Here is a 20,856-nt window from a genome sequence, read left to right as displayed (position 1 = left end):
CTCAGCCCTCCCAGCCGGCCTGGTACAGGCTGCCGTGGGCTTTGTTCAGCGCGGCGCGCACGGTCGGCGAGTGCTGGTAGATGTCGACGAACTTCGCCAGACGCGGGTCGTCCTTGCTCTGTGGGCGGATCACGAACTGGATCACGTACTCCTTGTTCTCCAGGCCGTCGAACAGCAGGGCCGAGGTGGGATCGAAGCTGTTGGCCAGGCGGATGTAGGCCGGGTAGCCCTGGACCAGGTCGGCGTCGTCATAGGCCCGCACCAATTGCACGGCCTCGACCTGCAAGATCTTCAGTTTCTTGGGGTTGGCGACGATGTCGTCCTCGGTGGCTTTGTAGCCCACGCCCGGCTTGAGGGTGATCAACCCCGCCTTGGCCAGCAATTGCAGGCCGCGCCCACTGTTGATCGGGTCGTTGGCGATGGCCACGCTGGCGCCTTCGGGCAGCTCGGCGAAGCTTTTGTAACGCTTGGAGTAGAGCCCGACGTTGTTGATGATGCCGGGGGCGTAGGGCACCAGGTTGAAGCCGGCGGCGGCCTTGGCATTTTCCAGGAACGGGATGTGCTGGAAGTAGTTCACGTCGATGTCGCCGCTGTTGAGGCTGACATTGGGGGCGATCCAGTCGCTGAACTCGATCAGCTTCACCTCCAGGCCTTGCTTGTGGGCTTCCTCCACCGCCGCTTCCAGCGGGATGGCGAAAGCTGCGGTGGTGCCGATCTTCAGCGGCTCGGCGGCCAGGGCGACGCCGCTCAGGCCCAGGGATAAGACAGCGGCCGCGACGGGCCGGAACAGTTTTTCAAGCATGGTGCAGGGCTCCAATCGGGGCAGGGATCGGGTTGCGGTAAGTGGCGCCGGGGTGGCCGGCGGGAAGGTAGGCGTGACGAGCGCCGAACAGTTTTTCGCGCAGCGTGCCTTCGCTGTAGGCGGTCTTGTAGCGGCCACGCCGTTGCAGCTCCGGCACCACCAGGTCGATGAAGTCTTCGAAGCTTTCCGGGGTGACAGTGCGGGTCAGGTTGAAACCATCCAGGCCGGTTTGGTCGATCCAGTCAATCAATTGCTCGGCGACCTGCTCGGGCGCGCCGACCAGCGTCACGTAGCGCCCGCCCAGGGCGTGCTGTTGCAGCAGGCGGCGGCGCGTCCAGACGTTGTCCTGCAGCTGGCGGGTGGCGGACTGAATCGCGTTGCCCTTGGCAAAGCCGATCGGTTCGTCCAACCCATAGGCGGCGAAGTCGATACCCGTGGAGCTGGCAAAGTGCGCCACGCCGGCTTCGGGGCTGGCATGGCGCAGGTATTCGGCGTGCTTGGCACGAGCCTGGGCTTCGGTGGGCGCGACGATCACGGTGATGCCCATGAACACCTTGATCGCTCGTGGGGCGCGGCCAGCGGCGCGGGCGGCGGCACGGACCTTGTCGACCTGTGCGCGGGTGGCGGCTTGGTCCTGGCCGCTGATGAAAACGCACTCGGCGTGCTGGCCGGCGAACGCCAGGCCCCGGGACGAACTGCCGGCCTGGAACAAGACCGGCGTGCGTTGCGGCGAAGGCTCGCACAGGTGGTAGCCCTCGACCTTGTAGAACTCGCCCTGATGCTGGACTTTGCGCACTTTGCCCGGTTCGGCATAGACCCGCCGCTCACGGTCAGCGACCACGGCGTCGTCATCCCAGCTGCCTTCGAGCAGTTTGTACAGCACTTGCAGGTATTCATCGGCTTGGTCGTAACGCCGGTCGTGCTCGGGTTGCTGGGCCAGGCCCATGGCCCGGGCGGCGCTGTCCAGGTAACCGGTGACGATGTTCCAGCCGACCCGGCCATTGCTCAGGTGGTCGAGTGTGGAAAGGCGCCGGGCGAACAAATAGGGCGCCTCGTAGGTGAGGTTGGCGGTCAGGCCGAAGCCCAGGTGGCGGGTGACCGAGGCCATGGCCGAGACCAGCAGTAACGGGTCATTGACCGGCAGCTGGATCGACTCCTTGAGCGTCACGTCCAGCGACTGCCCATACACGTCGTAGGTGCCGACGATATCGGCGATGAACAGGCCATCGAACAAGCCGCGCTCCAGCAGGCGGGCAAGATCGGTCCAATAGGCCAGGGTCTTGTACTGGGTCGAGGTGTCCCGTGGATGGGTCCACAGGCCATGGTTGATATGCCCGACGCAGTTCATGTTGAAGGCGTTGAGCAGGATCTCTTTGGCCATCAGATGGTCCCCCGACGCGGCGGGTTTTCCCCATTGAGGTAGTAGTTACCGATGGCGTGGTACTTCCAGCGCACCGGGTCGTGCAGGGTGTGCACTCGGGCGTTGCGCCAGTGCCGGTCGAGGTTGTGCTCGGCCAGGGTGGCCTGGCTGCCGGCCAGTTCGAACAGGGTGGTGCCGGCGGCGAGGGAGACCTCGGTGCTGATCGCCCGGGCTTCTGCCACGGCAATGGAGGCGGCGGCGACATTGTCGGCGCTGCTGTCGTCGCGGGCCCGGTCGAGGAATTCCCCGGCCCGCTCCAGCAAGGCCTCGGCAGCGTGCAGGCGGATGGCCAGATGACCGAAGCTTTTGAGTGTGAGCGGGTCGTCACTGGCCTTGTCGATCCCCGCGTCGACCCACGGCCGACTGCGGGTGCGCACGAAGTGCAGAGCGTCCTCGAGGGCAGCGCGGGCGATGCCGGTGTCGATGGCGGCATGGAGGATCTGCGCCAGGGGGCCGACGGGGGTCGGGCGGTCGAAGGCGCTCTGGAACGGCACCACGTCTTCATCGCGCACCGGCACGTTGTCGAACACTACCGAACCGCTGCCGGTGGTGCGTTGGCCGAAGCCGCTCCAGTCGTCGATCACTTGCAGGCCTGGACTGTCGGCGGGTACGAACACCAGCTGCTGAACGCCGGCATCATCGACCACCGAGGTGGGAATGCGCTGGGCATACAGGGCGCCGGTGGCGTAGAACTTGCGACCGTTGATGCGCAGGCCATCGCCGTCGCGGCTCAGGCGGGTGGTGCGGTCGTGGGCGGTCTTGGTGCCCAGCTCGGCCAATGCGTTGCCGAAGCGTCGGCCCGCCAGGACTTCAGCGTAGAGACGCTGTTGTTGCTCGGGCGTGCCGTTTACCCGCAGCACTTCCAAGGCATAGAAATGGTTCTGCGGAATTTGGCCCAGGGCGGCGTCGGCCTGGGCAATACGCGCGACGACCTTGGCCAGGGTCACGTTGGATACGCCAGCGCCGCCAAAGGCCTTGGGCACGCTGATGCCCCACAGGCCGGAGCGGGTGAACAGCTCGAGTTCGGCGTAGGGCAGCAGGCGTTCGCGGTCGCGTTGGGCGCTGTCGCGCTGCAGTTGCTGGGCGAGGTCCTCGGCGACGGCCAGAGCCTGGGCATCGCTGGTGATGACCGCCGCCTTGGGGGTGGGGTGGGTCAGTGCGTTCATGTGTTTCTCCAGTGCGGATCGTAAGGGGCTGCTCCGTGCCCCATCGCAGGCTGTCGCCAGCCCTGCAGGTTCAGTGCAGGTGCTGGCGCAGGCTCACTCAAATCCAGGAATGACGGGCAGGGCGGGTACCGTTGAGGTGCCAGGCGCCGACAGCGTGGTATTTCCAGCGCACCGGGTCGTGCAGCGTATGCACGCGGGCATTGCGCCAGTGGCGGTCGAGGTTGAATTCGGCGAGGGTGGCGCGGCTGCCGGCCAGCTCGAACAGCTTCTCGCTGGCCTGCAGGGCCACTTCGGTGGTCAGCACCTTGGCCTCGGCCACGGCGATCGAGGCGCGAGCTGCCGACGCTTCGTCCACCGGACCTGCATTGACCTCGTCGAGTACCTGGGCGGCCTTGCGCAGCAAGGCCTCGGCGGCATGCAGCTCCAGCTTCAGACGGCCGATGTCGGCGATCACATAGGGGTCATCGCTGGCTCGATCCACCTTGGCTTCGATCCAGGGGCGGGATTTTTCCCGCACGAAGGCAATGGCATCGTCGATGGCCGCCTCGGCGATACCGGCATCGATGGCGGCCTGGATCAACTGCGAGGCCGCGCCCTGGGTGTTGGGCACCTCGCGCTGGCGCCAGTTGTCCACCACCAGCTCGGCGTCCACCGGGACTTTATCCAGCAACACGGTGCCGCTGGCGGTGGTGCGCTGGCCGAAGCCGGACCAGTCGTCGACGATGCGCAGGCCCGGGCTGCCCCGGCGGACGAAGGCCAGGCGCTGGCGGCCCTCTTCATCCAGGGCTTTGACCGCGACCCAATGGGCGAACAGGGCGCCGGTGGAATAGAACTTCTCGCCGCTGACGCGATATTGCTCACCGTCACGGACGATCCGTGCCTTGAGGGTGAGGGTGTCCTTGGTGCCACGTTCAGGCCCGGCATTGCCGATGCGCCAGCCGTCGAGCACGGAGCGGAACAGCACGGCTTGCTGGGCCTCGGTGGCGGTCAGGCGCAGCAGTTGAATCATGCCGAATTGGTTCTGTGGGATCTGTCCCAGGGCCGGGTCGGCGGCGCTGATCACGCGGAAGACTTCGGCGATGGTCTGGAACGAGACCTCGGGTCCGCCAAAGGCTTTGGGAATGCTGATGCTGCCCAAGCCGCTGCGGGTGAATTGTTCGATCTCGGCCCAGGGCAGCTTGCGCTGCTGGTCGCGGCGCGAGGCCTGTTGGCGGGCCGCGTCGGCCAGTTCCCGAGCAGCCTGGAGGGCCTCGGCGTCGTTGCGCAATACCTTGGCTGGCAGTAGCGGGGGTGAGCTGTCGAGATCGCTTGTGGACCAGACCATTCCTTACCTCACAAAAGTTGAAAGCGTCGCTGGCGGCGACTGACGTTTGCTGGTCCGGTGGTCCGGTTTATATACCCTATTCGCTTATAAAAACTTTATGAACTAACTTTTTGGACTATGTATAGAAGCCATGCTTTTGTGTCGCGCACGCGAACGCATTCGCGGGCAAACCCGCTCCTACAGAACTGTGGGAGTGGGTTTACCCGCGAATAGGTAAGGGGGACAGCGAGAAAAATCAGCCGGCTGCGGTGCCCAGGAACTTGCGCAGGAACTGCCGCGTCCGCTCTTCCTTGGGATTGGCGAACAGCGCCTTGGCTTCACCCTGCTCCACGATCACGCCCTTGTCGAAGAAGATCACCCGGTTGGCCACGTCCCGGGCAAAGCTCATCTCGTGGGTGACAATGATCATGGTGCGCTTTTCCTCGGCCAGGCCGCGGATGGTCGCCAGCACCTCGCCGACCAGCTCAGGATCGAGCGCAGAGGTCGGTTCGTCGAAGAGGATCACTTCCGGCTCCATGGCCAAGGCCCGGGCGATGGCCACCCGTTGCTGCTGGCCACCGGACAGCCGCCGAGGGTAGGCGTCTTCCTTGCCCGCCAGACCGACCTTGGCCAGCAGGCGCCGGCCCAGTTCGACGGCTTTGTCCCGAGGCGTCTTCTTGACGATCACCGGCCCTTCGATGACGTTCTCCAGGGCGGTGCGGTGGGGGAACAGGTTGAAGTTCTGGAACACGAAGCCGGCCTGCTGGCGCAAGCGCCGGATCGCACCTTGCTGGCTGCCCAGCGAGCGGTTGGCGTCGATGCTGATGTCGCCGATCTGGATGCGTCCGGCGTCGGGCGTTTCCAGCAGGTTGAGGCAACGCAGGAAGGTGGTCTTGCCCGAACCACTGGGGCCGATGATGGCCACCACTTCGCCGGGCTGGACGGTCAGGTCGATGCCGTTGAGCACGGTCTGGCCCTTGAACTGCTTGGTCAGGCCTTCTACTACGATCATCTTCAGTGCTCCTGGTCGTGCTGGTTGACCCGCGCTTCCATGCGGTTCTGGAAGTGCGCAAGGATGGTGCACAGGATCCAGTAGATCACTGCCACAGCCAGGTACATGGTGAAGACTTCGAAGGTCCGGGCGGTGATCAGCTGCGCCTGGCGGAACAGCTCAGGCACCTGGATGGTCGCCGCCAGGGCGGTGTCCTTGACCAGGGAAATGAAGCTGTTGCCCAGCGGCGGCAAGGCGGTGCGCATGGCCTGGGGCAGGATCGCCCGGCGCATGGCCTGGGTGCGGGTCATGCCGATGCTGGCGGCGGCCTCCCATTGGCCACGGTCGATCGAGGAGATCGCCGCGCGCAGGATTTCGCAGATGTACGCGGCCATGTTCAGCGAAAGGCCGATCAGCGAGGCCGGGATCGGGTCGAGTTCGATACCGATCTGCGGCATGCCGAAATAGATCACGAACAGCTGCACCAGCAGCGGCGTGCCACGGAAGAACGACACATACACTCGGGCCAGCCAGTCCAGCGGCAGGATCTTCGAGCGGCGCATCAGGGCCAGGGCAAAGCCCAGGACCAGGCCGAAGAACATGCCGCCGACACTCAGCAGCACCGTATAACCCGCGCCCTTCAACAGGAAGGGCGTGGAGTCGATGACAAGTTGCAGGCTTTCGGAAATCATTTAGTGACGTCGGCACCGAAATATTTCTCGGACAGCTTGGCCAGGGTCCCGTCGGCCTTGAGCTTGTCCAGCGCCTTGTTGATCGCCTCGAGCAGTTCAGGCTCGCCCTTGCGCAGGGCCACGCCCGACTCCAGGCGCGAGAAGGCTTCACCGGCGAGTTCGGTGTCCTTGGCTTTCTGGGCGTATTCCAGGGCGGCCAGGCGGTCGATCAGGATGGCGTCGATGCGGCCGTTGCGCAGGTCGGCGAATTTGCTCGGGTCGTCTTCATAGGTGCGCACGTCGGCTTGAGGAACGTCCTTCTTCACCCACTGCTCGTAGTTGGTGCCCAGGCCTACGCCGACCTTCTTGCCGGCGAGGTCCGCGGCCTTGTGAATGTTCAACTGGTCGGCTTTCTTCTTCAGGATCAGGGCCTGGATGCCGGAGATGGTGTAGGGCTCGGAAAAGTCATACTTCTTCTTGCGCTCGTCGGAAATGGTCACTTGGTTGATCACCACGTCCAGGCGCTTGGACTCCAGCGCGGCGAGGATGCCGTCCCACTTGGTTGGTTGCAGCTTGGCTTTCACGCCCAGCTCTTTGGCCAGCAGTTCGGACAGTTCGACCTCGAAGCCGGCGAGCTTGCCGTTTTCGTCAACGAAGCTGAAGGGTGGGTAGGTGCCTTCCAGGCCGACGCTGATGCTGCCTTTTTCCTGGATGGTCTTGAGCTGCTCGCCTGCGAATGCATGGCTGAACAGGCCGGTACCAAGCACAAGGGCCAGGCTGGCATTGAGAAGGGGTTTGGCGAATTTGGTCATGTAGGGCCCCGCGCTTGTTGTGGAAGTAGTGGGTGGCGACTATAGAGGTGGCCTTTATAGGCCTGGAAATAATAAAAATTTATTTTGTTATTTCTTTTTATAAGCTTTGTCGAATTGGACAGCATTGAGGGTAGGCGAGGATTACACACTCTGTCAGCGCTGCTTATACCCGACTTAGCGCAGGATGGAATAAAGCGTTGTTTTTTCCAAGCACTGGATTTGCCGTACAGTTGAATCCATAGCGCGGCCCGCTTCCATGAAGGCCCGCACAGCCTCGATCCAGGAGACCACCGTGAGCGAACATCCATCCACCGGACACTGGCAACTGCAGACCATCGTCAGCGACCTGCGCAGCGCCCGCGAGCAATGGCGAACCCGCAATGGCCGCAGCAGCGGCGAACAGGGCGGGCGCGAGCTGCCTTCGCGCGAGGCGATGCGCCAGATTCTCGAGCAACTGTGCGGGGCGTTGTTCCCCATGCGTTTGGGCCCGGTGGACCTGCGTGAAGAGAGCGAAGACTTCTATGTCGGGCATACCTTGGATGCCGCACTCACTGCGTTGCTGGCCCAGGCGCGCCTGGAACTGCGCTATGCCTCGCGCCATGGCAAGGCCGAGGTGGAGGACGTCGACGCCCATGCCCTGCAGCTGATCCAAGGCTTTGCCGCCGCGCTGCCAAACCTGCGTGTACTGCTCGATACCGACGTGCTGGCCGCTTATCAGGGCGACCCGGCGGCGCGCAGCGTCGATGAGGTGCTGCTGTGCTATCCGGGGATCCTGGCGATCATCCATCACCGCCTGGCTCATCACCTGTACCGGGCCGGGCTGCCGTTGCTGGCGCGGATCAGTTCGGAGCTGGCGCATTCGGCCACCGGCATCGATATTCACCCTGGCGCCCAGATCGGTCCGAGTTTCTTCATCGATCATGGCACCGGCGTGGTGATCGGCGAGACCGCGATCATCGGCGAGCGGGTGCGCATCTACCAGGCCGTGACCCTGGGCGCCAAGCGCTTCCCGGCGGACGAGACCGGCATGTTGCACAAGGGCGAGCCGCGCCACCCGATCGTCGAGGACGATGTGGTCATCTACGCAGGAGCCACCATCCTTGGGCGGATCACCATCGGCAAGGGCTCGACCATCGGTGGCAATGTCTGGTTGACCCGCAGTGTCCCGGCCGAGAGCAACATCACCCAGGCGAATCTGCAGTTGGAGTGTGAAGGGCAGAAATAGCCCGTAACCGATGCCTTCTATGGCGCTCCATTCGCAGTTGTAACCGCGCCTACAGGTCCGGCGCTGACGCCAGGACCGAGCTGGACTTGTAGGCGCGGGTTCAACCGCGAACGTGTCGGAATTCACTGCAAATGACCGGTTCAGCGGTCGGGCAAGGTCGCGTTGAAAGCCGATCCGTGTTTAACTTGAACGCTTGTTCAAAGTAAAAACGCTGGTCCATTGCCGGTGTTCAACAGGAGGATCCCCTTTGCTGAACCCGTTCAATCCGAGTCTTTCAACGCTTCATGAGGTGCGCGCCCAATGAGTGCACCTACCCCCTCACTTGCCAATGGCAAGATCCGCATGAACCCTCCGGTGTTCTACTTCGCGGCAAGTTTCATCCTCATCTTCGGCCTGGTGGTCATCGCCAACCCCAAAGCGGCGGGCGACTGGTTGCTCGCGGCGCAGAATTGGGCGGCCAACACGGTCGGCTGGTACTACATGCTGGCCATGACTCTGTACCTGGTCTTCGTGGTGGTCACCGCCTTGTCGGGCTACGGCAAGATCAAGCTCGGTGCCGACCATGACGAGCCCGAGTTCAGCTACCTGTCCTGGGCCGGCATGCTGTTCGCCGCTGGCATCAGCATCACCTTGTTCTTCTTCTGCGTCTCCGAACCGCTCACCCACATGCTGCAACCGCCCCAGGGCGAGGGTGGCACGGTGGAGGCCGGGCGCCAGGCAATGGAGCTGCTGTTCCTGCACTGGGGCCTGCATGGCTGGGGCGTGTTCGCCTTCGTCGGCATGGCCCTGGCGTATTTCGCCTATCGCCACAATCTGCCATTGGCGCTGCGTTCGGCGCTGTATCCATTGATCGGTAAACGCATCAACGGGCCGATCGGCTACGCCGTCGACGGCTTCGGCATCATCGCCACGGTGTTCGGCTTGGGCGCCGACATGGGCTTTGGTGTGCTGCACCTGAACGCGGGCCTGGATTACCTGTTCGACATCAGCCACAGCCAGTGGATACAAGTCGCGCTCATCGTCCTGATGATGGGCGCCGCGGTGGCTGTGGCGGTCGCCGGGGTGGAGAAGGGCGTGCGGGTGATGAGCGACATCAACCTGTTCCTGGCCTGTGCGCTGCTGCTGTTCGTGCTGTTCGCAGGCCCCACCCAGCACCTGTTCAACACGTTGATCCAAAACCTGGGCGACTACCTCGGCGCCTTGCCGCGCAAGAGCTTCGATGTCTATGCCTACGGCGAGAACCGCGACTGGCTGGGCGGCTGGACCGTGTTCTACTGGGCCTGGTGGATCGCCTGGGCGCCGTTCGTGGGGTTGTTCATCGCGCGTATTTCCCGTGGCCGGACCATCCGCGAGTTCGTCTTCGGCGTGCTGTTGATCCCGCTGGGCTTCACCCTGGCGTGGATGTCTATCTTCGGCAACAGCGCCATGACCCAGGTGCTCGACCACGGCATGACCGCCCTGGGCCAATCGGCCCTGGAAAACCCGTCCATGAGCCTGTACCTGCTGCTGGAGACCTACCCGTGGAGCAAGACCGTCATCGCGGTGACGGTGTTCATCAGCTTCGTGTTCTTCGTCACGTCGGCGGATTCCGGCACCGTCGTGCTCTCCACGCTGTCGGCCAAGGGCGGCGATGCTGACGAGGATGGCCCGAACTGGCTGCGCGTCTTCTGGGGCGCCATGACCGCGCTGATCACCAGCAGCCTGCTGTTCGCCGGTAGCATCGACTCGCTCAAGTCGGCGGTGGTGCTGACGTCGCTGCCGTTCTCGCTGATCCTGCTGTGCATGATGTGGGGGCTGCACAAAGCGTTCTACCTGGAGTCCCAGCGGCAGATCGCGCAGATGCACTCGCTCGCACCGTTCGCCGTGTCGCGCCGTGGCCGGGGTGGCTGGCGCCAGCGCCTGAGCCAGGCGGTGCACTTCCCGTCACGCGATGAGGTGTACCGCTTCATGGACGACGTGGTGCGCCCGGCCATTGGCGAGGTGACTGAAGTCTTCGTGCAGAAAGGCTTGAACGTGATCACCCAGGACGACCCGAGCCACGACAACGTGAGCTTGAAGATCGGGTTGGGCGAGGAGCAGCCGTTCATCTACCAAGTGCAGATGCGCGGGTACTTCACCCCGTCGTTCGCCTTGGCCGGGTTGGGCACCCAGGAGCTGAAGAACCGCCGTTACTACCGCGCCGAGGTGCATCTGTCCGAAGGTAGCCAGAACTACGACCTGGTGGGCTACAACAAGGAGCAGATCATCAACGACATCCTCGACCAGTATCAGCGGCACATGCAGTTCCTGCATCTGGTCCGCTAGCCGCTTCATTGCAGGTAAACCCGTTCCCACAAGGATCGTTACAAACCCTGTGGAAGCGGGTTTACCCGCGACTTTCAGAACGGCGCATCCCCCAGGATGGTCGCCCGATGCATCACCCGCCGGCTCGGCCGGTAGTCATCCACCGCATAGTGCTGGGTCACCCGGTTGTCCCAAAACGCTACGTCGTTCTCTTGCCACCGCCAGCGGATCGTGAACTCGGGCCGGGTCGCATGGGCGAACAGCAGCTTGAGCAGCGCCTCGCTCTCCTGCTCGCTCAGTTCGTTGATCCGCGTGGTGAATCCTTCGTTGACGAACAGCGCCTTGCGCCCGCTGACCGGGTGGGTACGCACCACCGGATGCGACAGCGGCGGGTTGTTGCGCCGGGTGGTCTCCCAGCGCGCCAGGTCTTCGGGCGTGGTGCCGAAGCGCTCTAGCGGGAAGGACTTGGTGAAGTCGTGGGTGGCGGTCAGGCCGTCGAGCAACTGCCGCAGCGGCGCCGATAGCGCCTCGAAGGCCGCGATGCCGCTGGCCCACAGGGTATCGCCGCCGAAGGTGGGTAACTGCTTGGCGCTGAGCACCGCGCCCAGGGCGGGTGTGGGCAGGAACGTCACGTCGGTGTGCCAGACCGCATTGTCGCGCACGTCGGTGACCGCAGTGTCGAGCACCAGCACCTGCGGGGTATCCGGCACGTTGGGGTAAATCGGGTGGATGTGCAGGTCGCCGAAGCGGGCGGCGAAGCGGGCCTGTTGCTCAGGGGTGATGGGCTGGTCTCGGAAGAACAGCACCTGGTGTTTGAGCAAGGCCTGCTCGATGGCATCGCGTTGCTCGACGCTGATATCGCAGGAGAGGTCCACGCCACTGATCTGGGCGCCGAGCGCTGGGCTCAGGGGGGTGATGGTCAGGCTCATGTCGGTCTCGCTTGAATGTTTTGTGCCGGAGCAGGTGTTCATCAGTGGCTTTGCCCGTGCCAGGGCACCAGCTTGCGTTGCAGGGCGCGCAGGCCCATTTCAAGGGCGAAGGCGATCAGGGCGATCAGCAGGATCCCCAGTACCACCACGTCGGTGACCAGAAACTGCGCTGCCGACTGCACCATGAAGCCCAGGCCGCTGGTGGCGGCGATCAGCTCGGCGGCCACCAGGGTCGACCAGCCGACCCCAAGGCCGATACGAATGCCGGTGAGGATGTCGGGCAGTGCACTGGGCAGGATCACATGACGGATCAACTGCGCCCTGGTCGCGCCCAGGGACTGGGCGGCGCGCAGCTTGGCCGGGTCGACCGTGCGCACGCCGGTGGCGGTGGCGATGGCGATCGGGGCGAAGATGGCGAGGTAGATCAACAGCACCTTCGACAGCTCGCCGATGCCACACCAGATCACGATCAGCGGCAGGTAGGCCAGCGGCGGGATCGGCCGATAGAACTCGATCAGCGGGTCGAGAATGCCGCGGGCGACGCGGTTGTGGCCGATGGCCAGGCCCACCGGGATGGCCGTCAGGGCGGCGGCGACCAGGGCCAGGCCGATTCGTCCGAGGCTTGCACCCAGGTGCTGCCAGAGGCTGGCGTCCATGTAGCCCTGCGTGAGCAAGGTCCAGGCCTTGGCCAGGATATCGGCGGGCGAGGGCAAAAACAGCGGCTCGATCCAGCCGGCGGCGGTCACCAGCCACCAGGCCAGCAGCAGGCTGGCCAGGGTCAGGGCGCTGATCCAGCGGGTGGGCAACGGGCGGCGTACCTTGGCGGTTGGGGTTGGCCGGGCGACAGGTTTGTCGGCGGCCGTCAGGTCCAGGCTGCTCATGCGGACTCCTGCCGACGGGCGGCTTCGCGTTGAGAGAACACCCGCGCCAGGACGTGCTCGCGGGTCTCGATGAAACGTGGATCGGACTTGATCGCCCGGGCCGATTCACCCGCGGCGTAGCGTTGGCCGAAATCCAGGTGCAGGCGTTCGACCACCCGTCCAGGATTGGGCGCCAGCAACACCAGCTCGCTGGCCAGGAACACGGCTTCCTCGATGTCATGGGTGATCAGGAACACCGGCTTGGCGGTGCGCTGCCAGACCTGCAGCAGTAGCTCCTGCATCTGCTCACGGGTGAAGGCGTCGAGGGCGCCGAAGGGTTCGTCCATCAGCAGCACGCGCGGGTCGGCGGCCAACGCACGGGCCAGGCCCACGCGCTGCTTTTGCCCGCCGGAAAGTTGCCAGATACGTCGGTCGCCGAATCCCGCGAGGTCGACCAGCGCGAGCATTTCGCGGGCTTTGGCTTCGCGTTCTGCGCGGGCGACGCCTGCCAGCTCAAGGCCGAAGGCGACGTTGCCCAGGACGTTCTGCCAAGGCAGCAGTGCGTCATCCTGGAACACCACGCCGCGCTCGGCACCCGGGCCTTCGACCGGCTTGCCGTCGAGGGTGATGCGACCGGCGCTGGGGGCGACGAAGCCGGCGATGAGGTTGAGCAGCGAAGTCTTGCCGCTGCCGGAGGGGCCCAGAGCCACCAGCAACTGGCGTGGCCCCAGGCTCAGGTTGATGTCGGTCAGCACCGGGGCATCGGTGCCGGGGTACTGTGCGCTGATACGCTCCAGTTCGAGCAAGGCCATGGCAGGCTCCGTCGTGACGTGTCGTACGAGGGTGGGGCGTTGCGCGGTCTTGTGGGACCGGGGTTGCCCGCGAATGCTGTTTCGAACTGACTGGCACATTCGCGGGTACCCCGCTCCCTCATGCAGTGCGCTGCTCTCGTGGGAGAGCGGCCCCCATTTGGATCAGTTGGGCAGGTACTGGGCGCTGACGTACGGTGAGTAGTCCGGCAGCACCGCCTCGACCTTGCCCTGTTGCTTGAGGAAGTTGGCCGTGTCGGTCAGTGCCTGGGTGGTCGGAGCACCCAAAACGCTGGCCTGGTCGCTGGCCAACGGGTAGACGTTGCCCTGCAGCAGTACCGGGATGTCGGTGGGCTTGGCGCCAGACAGCTTGGCCAGCTTGCTGACGTTGTCGGGATTGGCCAGCCAGGCTTTCGGGTCCTTGCGGTAGTCGGCGTAGGCGTCGAGGGTGACCTTGGCGAACGATTTGACGATGTCCGGGTGCTTGGCGGCGAAGTCTTTACGCACGATCCACGCATCGAAGGTCGGGGCGCCTTTGCTGGCCAACTCGCCGGAGGTGATCAGTACTTTGCCGGTCTCCTTGGCCACGCCCAGGGCGGGGTCCCAGACGTAGGTGGCATCGATGTCGCCACGCTTCCAGGCGGCGATGATCGCAGGAGGGGCGAGGTTGAGGATCTGCACCTTGCTCGGGTCGATGTTCCAGTTCTTGAGGGCGGCCAGCAGGCTGTAGTGGCCGGTGGAAACGAACGGCACGGCGACTTTCTTGCCGACCAGATCCTGCGGCGTCTTGATGCTGTCGCGGGCGACCAGCGCTTCGCCTGCGCCAATCTGGGTGGCGATCAGGAAGGTCTCCACCGGCAGCTTGCGGGTGGCCGCGGCAGCCAGGGGGCTGGAGCCCAGGTAGCCGATCTGCACATCGCCGGAGGCCACGGCGGTGATCACGTCGGCGCCATTGTCGAATTTGCGCCAGTCGATGCTGGCCTTGCTGGCTTTTTCATAGGTGCCATCGACTTGGGCGACCTTGGCTGGGTCGACGGTGGTCTGGTAGGCGACGGTCAAGTCGGCGGCCTGGGCAAGCCAGCTGGCGCTGGCGAGGGTCAGGGCGGCGAACAGGCGCAACGGAGTGTGCGGGATCATGGATGAGCTCCTCGTCAGGCAAATCAGGGCTGGGTTGACGAGAGACTAAGTGATCTAAGAAATCAAAAATAAATAACTTTTTAGAATTAGCTTAGGAGCCAATGGCTGGTTTTCTTGATCGGAGGGTCAGCTTCACTGGCAAAGCCAGAAATGGCAGCTACGCTTTTTCGGTTTTGCGAGGACGTGAAGTCAGTTATGGGCAAACGTTTGCAAATAACCATTAGGAATAAGTAAATATGGTTTATACAACGAAGGGGAGTAAAGGTTCCAAATATATTCCTTAAAAATCTTAAAAAGTCATAAAACAGTCATTTTGGATTTATAGGATTGTCATTATCCTGTGGCGCAAGCGGCGTCTTAGACCAAAGTCGCGAAACGATTGGTAACGATTGACTTCGCAGACACTGTTTGGTGCTAAATCGCCCAATCCATGGCGAGCGGGGCAACAGATCCTGCCGCTTGAGATACACAAGAATTAGAACGTAGAGGAGCAAAACATGTACAAGTCCAGCCTGGCCCTGGCCGTGGCACTGGGGGTTCTCGCCCAACAAGCAGGCGCTGCCGGTTTCGTTGAAGACAGCAAGCTGTCTGTGAGCTCGCGCACCATGTATTTCAATAACGATAACCGTGAACCTGGCGGGAGCGACAACCGTGAATCGGGTCAGGGCTTCAAGCTTGACTACTTGTCCGGTTTCACCGAAGGCACCGTTGGTTTCGGTGTTGATGTTCAGGCCCTGTGGGGTATCCATCTGGATGGTGGCAAGGGGCATCACCCGGATACCAGCAGCTTCTTCCCAAGCGACAGCGACGGCTCCGCAGTGGGCCAATGGGCACGCATTGGGGGTAACGCGAAAGCACGGTTCTCCAAGACCGAAGCGCACTTCGGTAGCGCCCTGGCACCGAACCTGCCGATCCTTGTCTCCAACGATGGCCGTCTGCTGCCGCAGACCTTCGAGGGTGGCACCATCACCTCGAAGGAAATCGACAACCTGACCATCAACGCAGGTCAACTGACCCATGCGATGGGCCGTGCTTCCAGCAACCGTACAGGTCTCTCTGTCCAGGGTGCTACCCAGGAAAGCAACAAGTTCCGTTACGCCGGTGCTGACTGGAAGGTCACCAAAGACCTGACCCTGCAGTATTACTACTCCAACCTCGAAGACTTCTACAAACAGCACTTCCTGGGCGCGACACACGTGTTCCAGATCGCTGATGACCAGTCGTTTAAGACCGACCTGCGCTATTTCGACAGCAGCAAGGATGGCCGCAACGGCGAAGCGGGTTACGAGTTCAAGAACAACAACGGCTACGCCAAGAACCCTGGCGAGGTTGATAACAAGACCTGGTCCGCCATGTTCACCTACACCCTCGGTGCCCACTCTCTGATGCTCGGTCATCAGCAGGTCAGCGACGATGGCGGTTTCGTATGGCTGAACCAAGGCAGCCTGGTCGACGAAGGTGCTGGTGGGTCGAGCTTCTATCTGTTCACCGACAGCATGATCAACCAGTTCGCCAAGGCTGGTGAGAACACTACCTTCGGTCAGTATTCCTATGACTTTGCGCGGCTGGGCGTGCCGGGCCTGAAGGCTTCCGTGGCCTACTTGCGTGGCGAGGATGGCCGCAGCTCCGATGGCCATGGCACCTTCAGTGAATGGGAGCGTGACGCACGGATCGATTACGTGCTGCAGGAAGGTACCCTCAAAGGTCTGGGCTTCAGCCTGCGCCAAGGTGTCTACCGCGGCACCGGTTCGGGATCGGCGAAGGACCAGGATCAGACTCGCTTCATCGTGAACTACACTTACAACTTCCTGTAAGTCGTAGCTGCACAAAAAGCCTCGCCTAGCGCGAGGCTTTTTTATGTCTGTAACTCGAAATGCCTAATGGTTATAAATAAATCAATATTTATTCTTTTTGTTTTTAATCGAATGCAGGCACATTGAATCCATCGACCAGACACAGCACAGGAGCCCACCCCCATGAGCCTCAAACTCGGTGACATCGCCCCCGATTTCGAGCAGGAATCCAGCGCCGGCAAGATCCGTTTCCACGAATGGCTGGGCAACAGCTGGGGTGTGCTGTTCTCCCACCCGGCCGACTTCACGCCGGTATGCACCACCGAGCTGGGCCTGACTGCCAAGCTCAAGGACGAATTCGCCAAGCGCGGCGTCAAGGCCATCGCCCTGTCGGTGGACCCGGTCGACTCCCACACCCGCTGGATCGATGACATCAACGAGACCCAGAACACCGTGGTCAACTTCCCGATCCTCGCCGATGCCGATCGCAAGGTGTCCGACCTGTACGACCTGATCCACCCCAACGCCAGCGACACCCTGACGGTCCGTTCGCTGTTCGTCATCGACCCCAACAAGAAGGTGCGCCTGACCATCACTTACCCGGCCAGCACCGGGCGCAACTTCAACGAAATCCTGCGGGTGATCGACTCGCTGCAACTGACCGACAACCACAAGGTGGCCACGCCAGCGAACTGGCAGGATGGCGACGAGGTGGTGATCGTGCCTTCGTTGAAAGACGAAGATGAAATCAAACAGCGCTTCCCCAAAGGGTACCGGGCGGTCAAACCCTATCTGCGCCTGACCCCGCAACCGAATCGTTAAGGAATCCTCGTTGCATTGCTCTTAGCCATAGCAGGGATCTTTGGGCCGTTTCGACGGCCCTTTTTTATGCGCGGAGATTAGTGGTGTCCCCTGTAGGAGCGTGCCGACCTCCAATGTGTCGGATATTTCCGAACCTCAAGCCAAGCGCTTCAGGCCTTTGCAGGTAACGACCTATCCTACGCACCTGCCGGAAGCCGCTGCATTGTTGGGGTCACACCCCAGGGATAACGTCGTCGGGTCGTCCTGTTTGGCGACCGGGTGTGAGAACCCGAAGACAGCTAAGGTTTCGGCATTTCCGTTATGGCAGCCGTGTACGGGCAGACCTCGGTCTGGCCGGGTTTTCCTTGTGTCCCGGTTTCTCACCCTGTGCACGGCTGCCACCTTGATCTCGTGAGAAAGAACCTGGGTGGTGGTTCCAACACCACATGAGGAATTTTTGAGCGATGACCGACAACTCAAGTACATGGAAAACCGCAGGCGTCCAGACCTGCCTGGACTTGTACCGCATCCAACCCGACATCCCCTTCCAACAAGCCTTCGACGAACTCTCCGTGTTGCTCGGGTGCATCCGCCATCTGACCTGTGAGGCGGAGATGGAAGGCGACCAGATGTCAGGCAGCGCCGCCCGGATCCTCAGTGCCATGGCCAAGGCACTGATCGACGATATGGAAGTTGGGATGAATCGGGGCTGTGATTAGTTGCTCCGAGGCACCTCTTCGCGGGTAATCCCGTGCCTAAAAGGATCACCGCCCACCCTGTGGAAGCGGGTTTAGCCGCGAATGCGTCAGTGCATTCCCCATCGCATCCACAGGAGTACCCAGCGAAATCACTGAATCGACAAAATGGAATAAACAAATGAAAAAATATGATTTCTAGATATATATGACTGCCTGTTAATGTCGATTCCATTCCAGCGAGGCCAACTCCTCGCGGCCCTGCAATCGAATCGAAGGAAGCGTTTTTCATGCTGGTTGTTTCTCTCGGTGGTAGCCCCAGTACCCGTTCACGCTCCGGCGTGCTGCTCGAGCGCTCGCGCCAGTGGCTGCAGGATCGTGGCGTGGAGGTGGTGACCTTCCAGGTGCGCGAATTCCCGGCCGAGGACTTGCTCCACGCCCGCTTCGACAGCCCACAGGTCCAGCACTTTCAGCAACTGGTCGCCCAGGCCGACGGCCTGGTAGTCGCCACGCCGGTGTACAAGGCGTCTTTCGCCGGTGCGCTGAAAACCCTGCTCGACCTGCTGCCTGAGCGCGCGCTGGAGCACAAGGTGGTCTTGCCGATTGCCACTGGCGGCAGCATCGCCCACATGCTGGCGGTGGATTACGCCCTCAAGCCGGTGCTGTCGGCACTCAAGGCGCAAGAGACCCTGCAAGGGATCTTCGCCGACGACAGCCAGATCGCCTACGGCGAGCACGGCAAGCCCGCGCAACTGGCCGCCGCACTCGAGGCGCGGCTTGAGGATTCACTGGAACTGTTCCACAGCGCCTTGGCCCGACGGCCCAAACCCGTGGCCCCGGGCGTGCTCAACGAACGCCTGCTCACTGCCCGCTGGAGCATCTGAGCCGGCATCACCGCTTCACCGTTTTCCCACCTTACTCGCCCGCCAACGGGCAAGCAGGTGCAACCCGAACCCAACTCGCACAGGAGAGCGCCATGCGCACAGTCTTCTTGCGTCGTGGTCTGGTCGCCCTGTTTGCGGCGGCTGTGTCCTTCGGCGCCATCACCCAGGCCCAGGCAGAAAGCCTGCGTATCGGTTATCAGAAATACGGCACCCTGGTGCTGCTCAAGGCCAAGGGGTCGCTGGAGAAGCGTTTGGCCGAGCAAGGCATCCAGGTGCAGTGGACCGAATTCCCCGGCGGCCCTCAGTTGCTCGAAGGGCTGAACGTCGGCTCCATCGACTTCGGCGTTACCGGCGAGACCCCGCCGGTGTTCGCCCAGGCCGCCGGTGCCGACCTGCTCTACGTGGCCTACGAGCCGCCAGCACCGCACAGCGAGGCGATCCTCGTGCCCAAGGGCTCGCCCGTGCAGTCGGTGAAAGACCTCAAAGGCAAGAAGGTCGCCTTCAACAAAGGCTCCAACGTCCACTACCTGTTGGTCCGCGCCCTGGAAGACGCAGGCCTCAAGTACAGCGACATCCAACCGGTCTACCTGCCGCCGGCCGACGCCCGCGCCGCCTTCGAGCGTGGCAGTGTCGATGCCTGGGTCATCTGGGACCCGTACCAGGCCGCTGCCGAACAGCAGCTGCAAGCCCGCACCCTGCGTGACGGCAAGGGCTTGGTCGACAACCATCAGTTCTACCTGGCCACCCGCAAGTACGCCACTTCACACCCGGCGGTGATCCAGACCTTGGTCGACGAGGTGCGTGCCATCGGCCAGTGGTCGCAGGCCAACCCGCAGGAGGTCACCGACCAGGTCGCCCCGCTGCTCGGCCTGCCTGCCGACATCACCCTCACGTCCGTCAAGCGCCAAGGCTTCGGTGCCAAGCCGCTCACGCCCGAGGTGGTCGCCGCCCAGCAGAAGATCGCCGACACCTTCCAGGCGCTGAAGCTTATTCCCAAGCCCTTGAGCATCAAGGACGTGATTTGGACACCCCCCGCCAAGGTCGCCACCGCGCCTTGATCGATTCGCTGCGGCCGGGGCTGCCCCCGGCCCGAGCCACCCTTGAGGAGACAACTCCAATGAGCCTTAACATTTTCTGGTTCCTCCCGACCCACGGTGACGGCAAGTACCTGGGCACCAACGACGGCGCCCGTGCGGTCGACCATGGTTACCTGCAGCAGATCGCCCAGGCCGCTGACCGCCTGGGCTTTGGTGGCGTACTGATCCCCACCGGGCGTTCCTGCGAGGACTCCTGGCTGGTGGCCGCCTCGCTGATCCCGGTGACCCAGCGCCTGAAGTTCCTGGTGGCCCTGCGCCCAGGCATCATTTCGCCGACCGTGGCCGCACGCCAGGCCGCGACGCTGGATCGCCTGTCCAACGGTCGCGCGCTGTTCAACCTGGTGACCGGCGGCGACCCGGAAGAACTGGCCGGTGATGGTCTGCACTTGAACCATCAGGAGCGCTACGAAGCCTCCGTGGAATTCACCCGCATCTGGCGCAAGGTGCTCGAGGGTGAGGTGGTCGATTACGACGGCAAGCACATCCAGGTCAAAGGCGCCAAGCTGCTCTATCCGCCGATCCAGCAACCGCGTCCGCCGCTGTACTTCGGCGGATCCTCCGACGCTGCCCAGGACCTGGCTGCCGAACAGGTCGAGCTGTACCTGACCTGGGGCGAGCCGCCGGCTGCGGTGGCGGAAAAGATCGCTCAGGTACGTGAGAAAGCTGCCGCGCAGGGTCGCGAGGTACGCTTTGGCATCCGCCTGCACGTGATCGTCCGCGAGACCAACGAAGAGGCCTGGGCGGCCGCCGACAAGCTCATTTCGCACCTGGACGATGACACCATCGCCCGTGCCCAGGCATCCCTGGCACGTTTCGATTCTGTGGGCCAGCAGCGTATGGCCGCCCTGCACGGCGGCAAGCGCGACAAGCTGGAGGTCAGCCCCAACCTGTGGGCCGGCGTCGGTCTGGTGCGCGGCGGTGCCGGTACCGCGCTGGTGGGCGATGGCCCGACCGTGGCCGCACGGGTCAAGGAATATGCCGCGCTGGGCATCGATACCTTCATCTTCTCCGGGTATCCGCACCTGGAAGAGTCGTATCGGGTCGCCGAGCTGCTGTTCCCGCACCTGGATGTGCAGCGCCCCGAACAGCCCAAGAGCGGTGGTTACGTGAGCCCGTTCGGCGAGATGGTCGCCAACGACATCCTGCCCAAGTCCGTGGCGCAGAGCTGAGGGCCTGGC

Annotated in this window: 19 protein-coding genes; 8 read left to right on the top strand and 11 right to left on the bottom strand. The window is 63.0% G+C overall.

Annotation, left to right across the window (positions count from 1 at the left end; genetic code table 11):
• Position 1: 1 nt before the first annotated feature.
• From J5X93_RS24755 to tcyJ, 7 genes are all read right to left on the bottom strand, one after another.
• Entirely contained in the window at positions 2–802 is an 801-nt protein-coding gene (locus J5X93_RS24755; protein ID WP_043208259.1) for a MetQ/NlpA family ABC transporter substrate-binding protein, read from the bottom strand.
• On the bottom strand, positions 795–2,183 hold the full coding sequence (locus tag J5X93_RS24750) for an LLM class flavin-dependent oxidoreductase (protein WP_250034178.1): 1,389 nt from the start codon (positions 2,181–2,183) through the stop codon (positions 795–797). The genes J5X93_RS24755 and J5X93_RS24750 overlap by 8 nt, the downstream gene beginning before the upstream one ends.
• A complete protein-coding gene (locus J5X93_RS24745) occupies positions 2,183–3,388 on the bottom strand; it encodes an SfnB family sulfur acquisition oxidoreductase (protein WP_090344310.1) in 1,206 nt (401 codons plus the stop codon). The genes J5X93_RS24750 and J5X93_RS24745 overlap by 1 nt, the downstream gene beginning before the upstream one ends.
• A gap of 97 nt (positions 3,389–3,485) precedes the next feature.
• Entirely contained in the window at positions 3,486–4,712 is a 1,227-nt protein-coding gene (locus J5X93_RS24740) for an SfnB family sulfur acquisition oxidoreductase (RefSeq protein ID WP_182941986.1), read from the bottom strand.
• Positions 4,713–4,947: 235 nt separating this feature from the next.
• Positions 4,948–5,703, bottom strand: a complete 756-nt coding sequence (tcyN, locus tag J5X93_RS24735; RefSeq protein ID WP_043208268.1) for an L-cystine ABC transporter ATP-binding protein TcyN — start codon at positions 5,701–5,703, stop codon at positions 4,948–4,950.
• A gap of 2 nt (positions 5,704–5,705) precedes the next feature.
• The gene (gene tcyL / locus J5X93_RS24730; protein ID WP_043208270.1) at positions 5,706–6,374 is read right to left on the bottom strand and encodes a cystine ABC transporter permease; all 669 of its coding nucleotides are present in this window, start codon (positions 6,372–6,374) and stop codon (positions 5,706–5,708) included.
• Complete coding sequence (tcyJ, locus tag J5X93_RS24725) at positions 6,371–7,165, bottom strand: cystine ABC transporter substrate-binding protein (protein WP_043208272.1); 795 nt, start codon at positions 7,163–7,165, stop codon at positions 6,371–6,373. Before tcyJ ends, tcyL begins: the two co-directional genes overlap by 4 nt.
• Positions 7,166–7,457: 292 nt before the next feature.
• Here tcyJ and epsC point away from each other — a divergent pair, with 292 nt between their 5' ends.
• Positions 7,458–8,390 (top strand): serine O-acetyltransferase EpsC, encoded by a 933-nt coding sequence (gene epsC / locus J5X93_RS24720; protein WP_043208361.1) that lies wholly within the window; start codon positions 7,458–7,460, stop codon positions 8,388–8,390.
• Positions 8,391–8,732: 342 nt separating this feature from the next.
• Complete coding sequence (gene betT / locus J5X93_RS24715) at positions 8,733–10,694, top strand: choline transporter BetT (protein WP_178113783.1); 1,962 nt, start codon at positions 8,733–8,735, stop codon at positions 10,692–10,694.
• Between the two features lie 74 nt (positions 10,695–10,768).
• Here the strand turns inward: betT and tauD are convergent, their stop codons facing one another.
• The 4 genes from tauD to tauA form a co-directional block, all read right to left on the bottom strand.
• Positions 10,769–11,602: a taurine dioxygenase gene (tauD, locus tag J5X93_RS24710; RefSeq protein ID WP_090344316.1), complete on the bottom strand. Its 834-nt coding sequence runs from the start codon at positions 11,600–11,602 to the stop codon at positions 10,769–10,771.
• A gap of 41 nt (positions 11,603–11,643) precedes the next feature.
• On the bottom strand, positions 11,644–12,483 hold the full coding sequence (gene tauC, locus J5X93_RS24705) for a taurine ABC transporter permease TauC (protein ID WP_090344319.1): 840 nt from the start codon (positions 12,481–12,483) through the stop codon (positions 11,644–11,646).
• Positions 12,480–13,274: a taurine ABC transporter ATP-binding subunit gene (tauB, locus tag J5X93_RS24700; protein ID WP_043208280.1), complete on the bottom strand. Its 795-nt coding sequence runs from the start codon at positions 13,272–13,274 to the stop codon at positions 12,480–12,482. Before tauB ends, tauC begins: the two co-directional genes overlap by 4 nt.
• Before the next feature lie 162 nt (positions 13,275–13,436).
• On the bottom strand, positions 13,437–14,408 hold the full coding sequence (tauA, locus tag J5X93_RS24695; protein WP_250034175.1) for a taurine ABC transporter substrate-binding protein: 972 nt from the start codon (positions 14,406–14,408) through the stop codon (positions 13,437–13,439).
• A 497-nt stretch (positions 14,409–14,905) separates the two neighbouring features.
• Here tauA and J5X93_RS24690 point away from each other — a divergent pair, with 497 nt between their 5' ends.
• From J5X93_RS24690 to ssuD, 6 genes are all read left to right on the top strand, one after another.
• Positions 14,906–16,222 (top strand): OprD family porin, encoded by a 1,317-nt coding sequence (locus tag J5X93_RS24690; RefSeq protein ID WP_090344324.1) that lies wholly within the window; start codon positions 14,906–14,908, stop codon positions 16,220–16,222.
• Between the two features lie 162 nt (positions 16,223–16,384).
• Positions 16,385–17,023: a peroxiredoxin gene (locus J5X93_RS24685; RefSeq protein ID WP_043208283.1), complete on the top strand. Its 639-nt coding sequence runs from the start codon at positions 16,385–16,387 to the stop codon at positions 17,021–17,023.
• 443 nt (positions 17,024–17,466) lie between these two features.
• Complete coding sequence (locus J5X93_RS24680; RefSeq protein WP_070090815.1) at positions 17,467–17,721, top strand: DUF3077 domain-containing protein; 255 nt, start codon at positions 17,467–17,469, stop codon at positions 17,719–17,721.
• Positions 17,722–17,987: 266 nt separating this feature from the next.
• A complete protein-coding gene (gene ssuE / locus J5X93_RS24675; RefSeq protein WP_070090814.1) occupies positions 17,988–18,581 on the top strand; it encodes an NADPH-dependent FMN reductase in 594 nt (197 codons plus the stop codon).
• Between the two features lie 92 nt (positions 18,582–18,673).
• Entirely contained in the window at positions 18,674–19,639 is a 966-nt protein-coding gene (locus J5X93_RS24670) for a sulfonate ABC transporter substrate-binding protein (protein ID WP_070572025.1), read from the top strand.
• Between the two features lie 59 nt (positions 19,640–19,698).
• Positions 19,699–20,847 (top strand): FMNH2-dependent alkanesulfonate monooxygenase, encoded by a 1,149-nt coding sequence (ssuD, locus tag J5X93_RS24665; protein WP_043208289.1) that lies wholly within the window; start codon positions 19,699–19,701, stop codon positions 20,845–20,847.
• Positions 20,848–20,856: the final 9 nt, after the last annotated feature.

This window comes from Pseudomonas sp. BYT-1 (genome assembly GCF_023611805.1).
Taxonomy (GTDB): Bacteria; Pseudomonadota; Gammaproteobacteria; order Pseudomonadales; family Pseudomonadaceae; genus Aquipseudomonas; species Aquipseudomonas guariconensis.
Note: the sequence above shows the minus strand (reverse complement) of the source record. Positions and strands in the feature narration are given on the sequence as shown.

What these genes read in the sequence shown, in the direction of transcription:
- J5X93_RS24755 (WP_043208259.1), bottom strand. Translation starts at nt 802, where the DNA reads ATGCTTGAAAAACTGTTCCGGCCCGTCGCGGCCGCTGTCTTATCCCTG.
- betT (WP_178113783.1), top strand. Translation starts at nt 8,733, where the DNA reads ATGAACCCTCCGGTGTTCTACTTCGCGGCAAGTTTCATCCTCATCTTC.
- J5X93_RS24690 (WP_090344324.1), top strand. Translation starts at nt 14,906, where the DNA reads ATGTACAAGTCCAGCCTGGCCCTGGCCGTGGCACTGGGGGTTCTCGCC.
- tauB (WP_043208280.1), bottom strand. Translation starts at nt 13,274, where the DNA reads ATGGCCTTGCTCGAACTGGAGCGTATCAGCGCACAGTACCCCGGCACC.
- ssuE (WP_070090814.1), top strand. Translation starts at nt 17,988, where the DNA reads ATGCTGGTTGTTTCTCTCGGTGGTAGCCCCAGTACCCGTTCACGCTCC.
- J5X93_RS24670 (WP_070572025.1), top strand. Translation starts at nt 18,674, where the DNA reads ATGCGCACAGTCTTCTTGCGTCGTGGTCTGGTCGCCCTGTTTGCGGCG.
- J5X93_RS24685 (WP_043208283.1), top strand. Translation starts at nt 16,385, where the DNA reads ATGAGCCTCAAACTCGGTGACATCGCCCCCGATTTCGAGCAGGAATCC.
- tauC (WP_090344319.1), bottom strand. Translation starts at nt 12,483, where the DNA reads ATGAGCAGCCTGGACCTGACGGCCGCCGACAAACCTGTCGCCCGGCCA.
- tcyL (WP_043208270.1), bottom strand. Translation starts at nt 6,374, where the DNA reads ATGATTTCCGAAAGCCTGCAACTTGTCATCGACTCCACGCCCTTCCTG.
- J5X93_RS24745 (WP_090344310.1), bottom strand. Translation starts at nt 3,388, where the DNA reads ATGAACGCACTGACCCACCCCACCCCCAAGGCGGCGGTCATCACCAGC.
- tauA (WP_250034175.1), bottom strand. Translation starts at nt 14,408, where the DNA reads ATGATCCCGCACACTCCGTTGCGCCTGTTCGCCGCCCTGACCCTCGCC.
- J5X93_RS24740 (WP_182941986.1), bottom strand. Translation starts at nt 4,712, where the DNA reads ATGGTCTGGTCCACAAGCGATCTCGACAGCTCACCCCCGCTACTGCCA.
- J5X93_RS24680 (WP_070090815.1), top strand. Translation starts at nt 17,467, where the DNA reads ATGACCGACAACTCAAGTACATGGAAAACCGCAGGCGTCCAGACCTGC.
- tcyJ (WP_043208272.1), bottom strand. Translation starts at nt 7,165, where the DNA reads ATGACCAAATTCGCCAAACCCCTTCTCAATGCCAGCCTGGCCCTTGTG.
- ssuD (WP_043208289.1), top strand. Translation starts at nt 19,699, where the DNA reads ATGAGCCTTAACATTTTCTGGTTCCTCCCGACCCACGGTGACGGCAAG.
- tauD (WP_090344316.1), bottom strand. Translation starts at nt 11,602, where the DNA reads ATGAGCCTGACCATCACCCCCCTGAGCCCAGCGCTCGGCGCCCAGATC.
- J5X93_RS24750 (WP_250034178.1), bottom strand. Translation starts at nt 2,183, where the DNA reads ATGGCCAAAGAGATCCTGCTCAACGCCTTCAACATGAACTGCGTCGGG.
- tcyN (WP_043208268.1), bottom strand. Translation starts at nt 5,703, where the DNA reads ATGATCGTAGTAGAAGGCCTGACCAAGCAGTTCAAGGGCCAGACCGTG.